Origin of the sequence: Streptomyces albicerus, from assembly GCF_008905045.1 — a bacterium.
In the GTDB taxonomy this organism is placed as follows: Bacteria; Actinomycetota; Actinomycetes; order Streptomycetales; family Streptomycetaceae; genus Streptomyces; species Streptomyces albicerus.
Genome location: NZ_VWMY01000101.1, coordinates 1 through 5,592, shown reverse-complemented (window position 1 = coordinate 5,592; position 5,592 = coordinate 1). Strand labels below are relative to the sequence as shown.

Here is a 5,592-nt window from a genome sequence, read left to right as displayed (position 1 = left end):
GGGGCGCGGGGAACTGCGCGCCCAGCCACAAACAAACCCCCACCCACCCGCCCACATACACAAGCCCGCGTCCCCCACCCCGCCCGACCCAGCGGAGCGAACTGTGCAGAGTGTCAAAATTCGACCCCCGCTTTTGTACACATACGGCTCATGACGCCGCCCCCGTCGGGAGCGATAGCCTTGTGCCGTGATCAGCGCGATACGTCGCGGGGGCATCCGTGCCTCTGCTCTGCGCCCGGACCGCACGGACGACATCCGTGACCGGGCGGTCGCTGGTCTTCGCGAGCGGGCAAGCGCGGAAAGCGCGGCGAGCTTCGGCGCAGGCGCACCGAGAGCAGTGTCACAGCCTCCGGGCGACGCAAAGATGGCCGATAACGCCCCGCTCATCTCTCATCGCGGCATAGCGTCGAATCAGACCGGACACCCCGCGTCACGGCGCTACGTCACTTCACGTTCTACGACGTCACGCAACGGCGCGCGACAGGAGCCAGAGGACAATGCAGACCAAGCTGGACGAAGCAAAGGCCGAGCTGCTCGAACGGGCTGCCCGGGTAGCTGAGAACAGCCCGGTCGGGGGGCACCTTCACCTACCGACCGGGAAGACGGGCGAGAGCGCACCCGACCAGGACACCGTGCTCGCGTTCCTCCAGCGCTACTACCTGCACACCGCCCCGGAGGACCTCACCGACCGCGACCCGGTCGATGTCTTCGGAGCCGCCTTCTCGCACTACCGGCTGGCCGAGAACCGCCCCCAGGGCACGGCCAACGTAAGAGTCCACACCCCGACCGTCGAGGAGAACGGCTGGACCTGCAGCCACTCCGTCGTCGAGGTGGTCACGGACGACATGCCCTTCCTCGTCGACTCCGTGACCAATGAGCTGTCCCGGCAGGGCCGCGGGATTCATGTCGTCATTCACCCGCAGGTCGTCGTACGGCGCGATGTCACCGGCAAGCTCATCGAGGTCATGAAGACCCGGCCCACCGGCGAGCTGCCCCACGACGCGTCCATCGAGTCCTGGATCCACGTCGAGATCGACCGCGAGACCGACCGCGCCGATCTGAAGCAGATCACCAATGACCTCCTGCGTGTCCTGTCCGACGTCCGCGAGGCCGTCGAGGACTGGGAGAAGATGCGCGACTCGGCGCTGCGTATCGCCGAGGAGCTGCCCAAGGAGCCGACCGCCGACGACCTGCGCGACCAGGAGATCGAGGAGGCGCGCGAGCTGCTGCGCTGGCTCGCGGGCGACCACTTCACCTTCCTCGGGTACCGGGAGTACGAGCTGCGCGAGGACGACTCGCTCGCCGCCGTCCCCGGCACCGGCCTCGGCATCCTCCGGTCCGACCCGCACCACGCGACCGACGAGAGCCACCCGGTCAGCCCGTCCTTCGAGCGGCTGCCCGCCGACGCCCGCGCCAAGGCCCGTGAGCACAAGCTGCTCGTCCTCACGAAGGCCAACAGCCGCGCCACCGTGCACCGGCCGTCCTACCTCGACTACGTCGGAGTGAAGAGGTTCGACGCCGAGGGCAACGTCGTCGGCGAGCGCCGGTTCCTCGGTCTCTTCTCCTCCGCCGCGTACACCGAGTCCGTCCGTCGCGTCCCCGTCGTCCGCCGCAAGGTGCAGGAGGTGCTGAAGGGCGCGGGCTTCTCGCCCAACAGCCATGACGGCCGCGACCTCCTCCAGATCATGGAGACGTACCCGCGCGACGAGCTCTTCCAGACCCCGCCCGACGAGCTGCGGTCGATCGTCACCTCCGTCCTCTACCTCCAAGAGCGGCGCCGGCTCCGGCTCTACCTGCGCCAGGACGAGTACGGGCGCTACTACTCGGCGCTCGTCTACCTCCCGCGCGACCGTTACACCACCGGCGTACGCCTGCGGATCATCGACATCCTGAAGGAGGAGCTCGGCGGCATCAGCGTCGACTTCACGGCCTGGAACACCGAGTCGATCCTCTCCCGGCTGCACTTCGTGGTCCGTGTCCCGCAGGGCACCGAGCTGCCGGAGCTCAGCGACGCCGACAAGGAGCGCATCGAGGCCCGGCTCGTCGAGGCCGCCCGCTCCTGGGCCGACGGTTTCGCCGAGGCACTGAACGCGGAGTGCGGCGAGGAGCACGCGGCCGAGCTGCTGCGCCGGTACGCGAACGCCATCCCCGAGGGCTACAAGGCCGACCACAACCCGCGCACCGCGGTCGCCGACCTCGTCCACCTGGAGCAGCTCGGCGACGACAAGGACTTCGCGCTCAGCCTGTACGAGCCGGTGGGCGCCGCCCCCGGAGAGCGCCGCTTCAAGATCTACCGCACCGGAGCGCCGGTCTCCCTCTCCGCGGTCCTGCCGGTCCTCAGCAAGCTCGGCGTCGAGGTCACCGACGAGCGCCCGTACGAGCTGCGCTGCTCGGACCGTACGTCCGCGTGGATCTACGACTTCGGCCTGCGCATGCCCAAGGCGCAGGGCGGCGGCAACGGCGACTACCTGGGCGACGACGGACGCGAGCGCTTCCAGGAGGCCTTCTCGGCGACCTGGACCGGACAGGCCGAGAACGACGGCTTCAACTCCCTCGTCCTGAGCGCCGGGCTCAACTGGCGGCAGGCGATGGTGCTGCGCGCGTACGCCAAGTACCTGCGCCAGGCCGGTTCGACCTTCAGTCAGGACTACATGGAGGACACCCTCCGCAACAACGTCCACACCACCCGGCTGCTCATCTCGCTGTTCGAGGCGCGGATGTCGCCGGACCGGCAGCGGGCGGGTCTGGAATTGACCGACGCTCTCCTCGAGGAGCTGGACGCCGCCCTCGACCAGGTGGCCAGCCTGGACGAGGACCGGATCCTGCGCTCCTTCCTCACCGTCATCAAGGCGACCCTGCGCACGAACTTCTTCCAGGAGGCGGCGGGCGCCAAGCCGCACGAGTACGTCTCCATGAAGTTCGACCCGCAGGCCATCCCGGACCTGCCGGCGCCGCGTCCGGCGTACGAGATCTGGGTGTACTCGCCGCGTGTCGAGGGCGTGCACCTGCGGTTCGGCAAGGTCGCGCGAGGAGGTCTGCGCTGGTCCGACCGGCGTGAGGACTTCCGGACCGAGATCCTCGGCCTGGTCAAGGCGCAGATGGTGAAGAACACCGTCATCGTGCCGGTCGGTGCCAAGGGCGGCTTCGTCGCCAAGCAGCTGCCGGACCCGGCCGTGGACCGCGACGCCTGGCTGGCGGAGGGTATCCGCAGCTACAAGACCTTCATCTCGGCGCTGCTCGACATCACCGACAACATGGTGGCCGGTGAGGTCGTACCGCCCGCCGACGTCGTACGGCACGACGAGGACGACACGTACCTCGTCGTCGCCGCCGACAAGGGCACGGCGACGTTCTCGGACATCGCGAACGGCGTCGCGGAGTCGTACAACTTCTGGCTCGGGGACGCCTTCGCCTCCGGCGGTTCGGCCGGGTACGACCACAAGAAGATGGGCATCACGGCCCGCGGTGCCTGGGAGTCCGTCGAGCGGCACTTCCGGGAGCTGAGCGTCGACACCCAGACCGAGGACTTCACGGTCGTCGGCGTCGGTGACATGTCGGGTGACGTGTTCGGCAACGGCATGCTGCTCAGCGAGCACATCCGTCTGGTCGCCGCCTTCGACCACCGGCACATCTTCATCGACCCGCACCCGGATGCGGCCGCCTCGTACGCCGAGCGCCGCCGCCTCTTCGAGATGTCGCGCTCGTCCTGGGCCGAGTACAACAAGGAGCTGCTGTCGCAGGGCGGCGGCATCTTCCCCCGCACGGCCAAGGCCATCCAGCTCAACAGCCACATCCGCGAGGCCCTCGGCATCGAGTCCAAGATCGCCAAGATGACCCCCGCCGACCTGATGCGGGCGATCCTCAAGGCTCCGGTCGACCTGCTGTGGAACGGCGGCATCGGTACGTATGTGAAGGCGTCGACCGAGACGCACGCGGACGTCGGCGACAAGGCCAACGACGCGATCCGCGTGGACGGCGCCGACCTCAGGGTCAAGGTCGTCGGCGAGGGCGGCAACCTCGGCCTCACCCAGCTCGGCCGCATCGAGTTCGCGCAGGCCGGCGGCAAGGTCAACACCGACGCCATCGACAACAGCGCGGGCGTGGACACCTCCGACCACGAGGTGAACATCAAGATCCTCGCCAACGCCGTCGTCGCGGAGGGCGACCTGACCGTCAAGCAGCGCAACAAGCTGCTCGCCGAGATGACCGACGAGGTCGGTCAGCTGGTTCTGCGCAACAACTATGCGCAGAACACGGCGCTCGCCAACGCGCTCGCCCAGTCCCCGAGCATGCTCCACGCCCAGCACCGCTACCTGCGGCATCTGGTGCGCGCGGGCCACCTCGACCGGGCGCTGGAGTTCATGCCCACCGAGCGGCAGATCCGGGAGCGGCTCAACACCGGGCACGGTCTGACCCAGCCGGAGACGGCCGTCCTCCTCGCGTACACGAAGATCACGGTCGCCGACGAGCTGTTGCACACCTCGCTGCCCGACGATCCGTATCTGCGGAGCCTGCTGCACGCGTACTTCCCGACCGCGCTGCGTGAGCAGTTCACCGAGCAGATCGACAGCCACCCGCTGCGGCGCGAGATCGTCACGACGGTGCTGGTCAACGACACGGTCAACACCGGTGGTACGAGCTTCCTGCACCGGCTGCGCGAGGAGACCGGGGCCTCGCTGGAGGAGATCGTCCGGGCGCAGACCGCGGCCCGCGCGATCTTCGGGTCGAGCGAGGTGTGGGACGCGGTCGAGGCGCTCGACAACAAGGTCGACGCCGGTGTGCAGACCCGGATCCGGCTGCACTCGCGGCGGCTCGTCGAGCGCGGTACGCGGTGGCTGCTCAACAACCGGCCGCAGCCGCTGGAGCTCGCCGAGACGATCGGCTTCTTCAGCGACGGGGTCGCGCGGGTCTGGGGTGAGCTGCCCAAGCTGCTGCGGGGCGCTGACCTGGAGTGGTACCAGCGGATCTACGACGAGCTGACCGGTGCCGGGGTGCCCGACGAGCTCGCCCAGCGTGTCGCCGGGTTCTCGTCCGCCTTCCCGTCGCTCGACATCGTCGCGGTGGGTGACCGTATGGGCAAGGAGCCGATGGACGTCGCCGAGGTCTACTACGACCTCGCCGACCGGCTGCGGATCACAGCGCTCATGGACCGCATCATCGAGCTGCCGCGCGCGGATCGCTGGCAGTCCATGGCCCGTGCGTCCATCCGTGAGGACCTGTACGCGGCGCACGCGGCTCTCACCGCCGACGTCCTCGCCGTCGGGAACGGCGCCTTCACGCCTGAGCAGCGGTTCAAGGCGTGGGAGGAGAGGAACGCGGCGATCCTTGCGCGGGCCCGCACGACGCTCGAGGAGATTCAGGGGTCCGAGTCCTTCGACCTGGCGAATCTGTCGGTGGCGATGCGGACGATGCGGACGATGTTGCGTACGCATTCGTAGGCGGCGGTTGGGAGGAGGGGCGCCCTGTGGTTTTGGGGCGCCCCTCTTTTTTTTCGCCCCCGCCGCCCCTTCCCGTCCCGTCCCTGGGGGCTGCCGCCCCCAGACCCCCGCTATCGGCCTGAACGGCCTCGTCCTCAAACGCCGGACGGGCTGG

Annotated in this window: 1 protein-coding gene; it reads left to right on the top strand. The window is 68.8% G+C overall.

Features of this window, described 5'->3' with window-relative positions; all coding sequences use genetic code 11:
• The first annotated feature begins 497 nt into the window (after positions 1–497).
• Entirely contained in the window at positions 498–5,438 is a 4,941-nt protein-coding gene (locus GAS53_RS49290; RefSeq protein ID WP_151484332.1) for an NAD-glutamate dehydrogenase, read from the top strand.
• The last annotated feature ends 154 nt before the right edge of the window (positions 5,439–5,592 follow it).

Bases quoted from the DNA above. Each gene is read 5' to 3' on its own strand.
- GAS53_RS49290 (WP_151484332.1), top strand. From the start codon at position 498: ATGCAGACCAAGCTGGACGAAGCAAAGGCCGAGCTGCTCGAACGGGCT.